Source organism: Mesorhizobium sp. M1088, from assembly GCF_040318575.1.
Lineage (GTDB): Bacteria > Pseudomonadota > Alphaproteobacteria > Rhizobiales > Rhizobiaceae > Mesorhizobium.
The window spans coordinates 1-4,069 of sequence record NZ_JAMYMO010000089.1 but is presented as its reverse complement, the minus strand read 5'-3'; the positions used below and the strand labels follow the sequence as shown (position 1 = coordinate 4,069).

Annotated in this window: 5 protein-coding genes; all 5 read left to right on the top strand. The window is 62.2% G+C overall.

Translation table 11 applies throughout. The features are described 5' to 3' along the window. The first annotated feature begins 215 nt into the window (after nucleotides 1-215). The 5 genes from NKH49_RS34360 to NKH49_RS34340 all read left to right on the top strand — a co-directional run bounded on the left by NKH49_RS34360 (nucleotide 216) and on the right by NKH49_RS34340 (nucleotide 3,815). Nucleotides 216-389 (top strand): transposase, encoded by a 174-nt coding sequence (locus NKH49_RS34360; RefSeq protein WP_352930089.1) that lies wholly within the window; start codon nucleotides 216-218, stop codon nucleotides 387-389. Next, a complete protein-coding gene (gene tnpB / locus NKH49_RS34355) occupies nucleotides 386-541 on the top strand; it encodes an IS66 family insertion sequence element accessory protein TnpB (RefSeq protein ID WP_023743220.1) in 156 nt (51 codons plus the stop codon). The genes NKH49_RS34360 and tnpB overlap by 4 nt, the downstream gene beginning before the upstream one ends. A gap of 102 nt (nucleotides 542-643) precedes the next feature. Next, on the top strand, nucleotides 644-1,882 hold the full coding sequence (locus NKH49_RS34350) for a site-specific integrase (protein WP_352930086.1): 1,239 nt from the start codon (nucleotides 644-646) through the stop codon (nucleotides 1,880-1,882). After that, nucleotides 1,879-2,811 (top strand): tyrosine-type recombinase/integrase, encoded by a 933-nt coding sequence (locus tag NKH49_RS34345; protein WP_023699564.1) that lies wholly within the window; start codon nucleotides 1,879-1,881, stop codon nucleotides 2,809-2,811. The genes NKH49_RS34350 and NKH49_RS34345 overlap by 4 nt, the downstream gene beginning before the upstream one ends. Beyond that, complete coding sequence (locus tag NKH49_RS34340) at nucleotides 2,808-3,815, top strand: tyrosine-type recombinase/integrase (protein ID WP_352930083.1); 1,008 nt, start codon at nucleotides 2,808-2,810, stop codon at nucleotides 3,813-3,815. Before NKH49_RS34345 ends, NKH49_RS34340 begins: the two co-directional genes overlap by 4 nt. Nucleotides 3,816-4,069: the final 254 nt, after the last annotated feature.

Here is a 4,069-nt window from a genome sequence, read left to right as displayed (position 1 = left end):
TCACTGAACTACCTCAGCGCCCCGAGAACGCAGCCATCGAGGATCTGCTGCCCTTCAACTTCGCCAAAGCAACAGCAGCCTGATCAGACCAGATACCGTTCCCGAAGGCCATCCGTCGAAAGCGCCCGCGTCAAGGTGCAGCGAAAATAGCGCTTACGTACGATGTCGCGACCAGCCTGATCTATAAGTGGCGCCGCACGGTGAGAGCCCGCGAGATGGGCTTTGCCGAAGTTGTCGTGGCTCCCGATGAGCCTGTCGCCGTTTCGCGGCCGGCGGCATCCCCAGCGGTGATCGAGCTGGAGGTCGCCGGCAAGGTGCGGCTGCGGATTCCGCTGACCACGCCGCCAACACTGGCGGCAGCGATGGTGAAGGCGCTGGGCGTTTCATGATCCCGGTTCCGAGCCAGGTGCGGATCTGGTTGGCGGTCGGCCGGACCGATATGCGTCGCGGGATGCAAGGCCTCGCTCTGCAGGTTCAGGAGACGCTGGGCCGGGACCCGCATTTATGCGTCGGGCGAGATTATGTGGCGGAGCCGCCCTGACCCCTTTCGGGCCGGCCAAACCCAGCTTGCCTCCGCCACATAATATTTCATGCCTCTCTCATGGCGCGGGATTCCCCTGTGCCACAACGCCGGAGGGGCAGAATGCTCGAGTTCTATTTTTCCTATTGTGGGGTGCTCAAGCGCCTGCGTAGCGGTGCACTCGGTGGCGAGATGGATCGCCTCGCGGAGCATTTTTTCACCCTTGGTTATAAGCGAGCGTCTGCCACGATTTACCTGAGCCGGATTGCGCGCTTTAGCCAGTTTGCCGCAACGCGCTGTGGTCCGATGCCTATCTCTCAAGATGTCGTCGACAGCTATTTGTGCACGTTTACTACGGATACTCCACGCATTGGAGCAGTGTCGGCACCGGGACACGCGCGGCGAGTGGCTCCAGAACGCTTCCTTGCTGCTGTTCCCAGTGTAGATAATGATCCGAATGCTCCGCTTCTGAGCTCCTTTTCGGATTATCTGAGCAGGGTGTGCGGACTGGAGTCAAAGTCTCGCGAAGGCGTTCTCCTGGGCAGCCGCCGCCTTCTGGATTGGTTCCATCGCCACCATTCCGGCCAAGACCTCGACGCATTGACGGCTGAGCATGTCCTTGCCGCTGTCGAACATCGGCTGTCACTATCGGCGACCTCCGGTACCCGCACCGCAGCAACTTCTCACATCCGGACATTTCTTCGGTTTTTGTATTGGGCTGGCCACCACGATCAGGATCTCGCGCGCGTCGTCCCCAGGACGCCCCACTGGCGTTTGGCTCATCTGCCGCCGCGCCTTGCATGGGATGGCGTTCGGCGTGCAATTGATATGATCGGCGCAACGGCACCGGTTGACGTCCGCGATCGAGCCGTCCTGCTGCTGCTCGCCACCACGGGCATTCGCAACGGTGAGCTGCGCGCCCTTCAACTGCACGATATCCACTCGCGAACTGGCGAGGTTTTTGTCCGGCACACCAAGGGCAAGCGTGATCGGGTGGCCCCGCTCATCGAGGAAGCCGGTGCCGCGCTCGCCGACTACGTCCTGCGCGCTCGACCGAAGGTGGATAGTCCGTATCTGTTCCTGTCCTTCACGCCGCCCGTGGCACCATTCAAATGCGCGTCGCCTGTTTCGAGGATCGTGCGGAAGCGGTTGCGACATGGCGGGGTTGAACTCGGGCAGGTCGCAGGTGCGCATCTCCTGCGCCACAGTCTTGCCACCCAGCTCGTCAAGCAGCGAAGGCCGATCAACGAGGTCGCCGATCTCCTGGGACACCGCAGCATCAACACGACGGCGCTGTACGTAAAGGTCGCGACGTCGCAACTTGCCGAGGTCGCACTTCCCTTTCCGGGAGGCGTGGCATGACCGCCTTTGCCCGATTCCTCGGCGAGAAGGCCGAGTGTTACATCGAGCTACGCCACTCCCTCGGCTATGCCTTCAGCAAGCAAGCCGGCACGTTGCGGGCTTTCGTGAGGTACATTGAGCGCGCTCAGTTCGATGGGCCTGCCACTCGAACTTTGGCGCTGGATTTTGCCCTGTCGTTCAGCGGCGCCGCCAACAGCCGTGTCAGTCGTCACGGCGTGCTGCGCCGGTTTTACGAATATCTCGCCGTCTATGACGCGCGAACCGAAGCCTTGGAGCGCAGAGCTTTCCCCAGATCCAGAGCGATTCCGCCTCCGCGAATCCTCAGCGAGGCCGAGTTGGCATCACTCATCGACGCATGCCGCCGCATCTCGCCGGGAATCCTTCTCAAGGGGCGGACAATGGCCACGCTGATCGGATTATTGGCGAGCTCGGGGCTGCGATCAGGCGAAGTGGTCAGACTTGATCGTTCCGACGTTGATCTGGCCAACGGGATTCTCCTCATTCGGAAGACGAAGTTCCGCAAGGACCGTCTCGTTCCAGTTCACACGACGACCCAGGCTGCCCTTCGTAGCTACGTCCATGAACGGGATGCCGCTTTTCCCATGCCCAAGGACCAGGCCTTTTTCCTCAGCTCTCGTGGCAATCGCCTCTCGGCGACAGGCCTGCAAAACGGCTTTGCCGAGGCCCGCAAGCTTGCTGGTCTCGATGGCGGCAAGCCATTAAGGCCACACGATCTCAGGCACCGGTTCGCCGTGACCCGTCTCGGCCTCTGGCATCAGCAGCGCGCAGACGTTCAGGCGTTGCTCCCGTTGCTCGCCACATATCTCGGTCACGCCAGCTACAGCGACACTGCCTACTATCTCACCGGTTCGGCAGATCTTCTCGCCATTGCGGCGGAGCGCGCCTTCCTCGACGGAGGTGCAGCATGAGCGAACACCTGCTGCTGGCGCCGCTCCTGGAGTCCTACTTTCGCCGGCGCTTGACCAAACAACGCAATGCGACTCCCGCGACCGTGGCCAGCTATCGCGATGCCTTGCGCATGCTGATCATCTTTGCCGCCACCCGATTGGCGAAGAAGCCGGCCGCATTGGCACTCGAAGACCTCGATCGAGACCTCGTTCTCGCCTTCCTCGACGAGCTCGAGGAGAAGCGCAAGAACGTCATCGCCACGCGCAACGCCCGACTAGCGGCCATCCGATCCTTCTTCCATCACGTAGCAGCCGCTGACCCGGCGTCCTTCGGTGTCGCCCAACGCGTGCTGACGATTCCCATAAAACGGGCTCACATTGAGGTGACGCACCACCTCACCAAGGCCGAAGTGGACGCCCTTATTGCGGCCCCCGATCAGAGGACGTCCCGTGGGCGGCGCGACCGAACGTTTCTACTGTTTCTGGCACGGACCGGCGGCCGGGTCTCCGAAGCCACCGGCGTCAACGCAAACGACCTTCAGTTGGAACGGCCGCACCCACAAGTGCTGCTGCGCGGCAAAGGGCGCAGAGACCGCGTCGTCCCCATTGCTAAGGACCTGGCGCGGGCGCTGACATCCTTGTTGAGCGAGCGCGGGATCGCCCATCACGAGCCGCGAGCGATATTCGTCGGCGCCCGCAACGAACGCCTGACTCGTTTCGGAGCGACCCATATCGTGCGGCGTACGGCCACAGAGGCCGTGCCTACCAGGCCGGCCTTGGCCGACAAGCCCATATCGCCGCACATCTTCCGGCACTCCCTCGCCATGAAGCTTCTCCAGTCCGGCGTGGACCTTTTGACGATCCAAGCCTGGCTCGGGCACGCACAGGTCGCCACGACCCACCGCTATGCCGCAGCGGATGTCGAGATGATGCGCAATGGACTCGAGAAGGCGGGCGTCACCGGCGCTCACGGCGTGCGTTTCCGACCAAATGACTCCGTTCTGCAACTGCTGAACAGCATCTAAATATTGTGTGGCGGAAAAATCCGGACCGGCGGGCCTAGGCTGGCACCAGGAAGGCTCCGCCACATAATCTCGCCCGACGCATAAGAATGGATCCGAGCCGGCATCGCGCACCAGTGCCAAAAGGCCGTCGGGACCTTTTCTAAAATCGACGGGATGACTGGCGACCAACACCTTCACGCCAGCCGGGATCATGCCTGGCGAACCGCCCGGATAATCCGCACCAGCTGCTCCTCATTGATATCGGCACCGGCGCG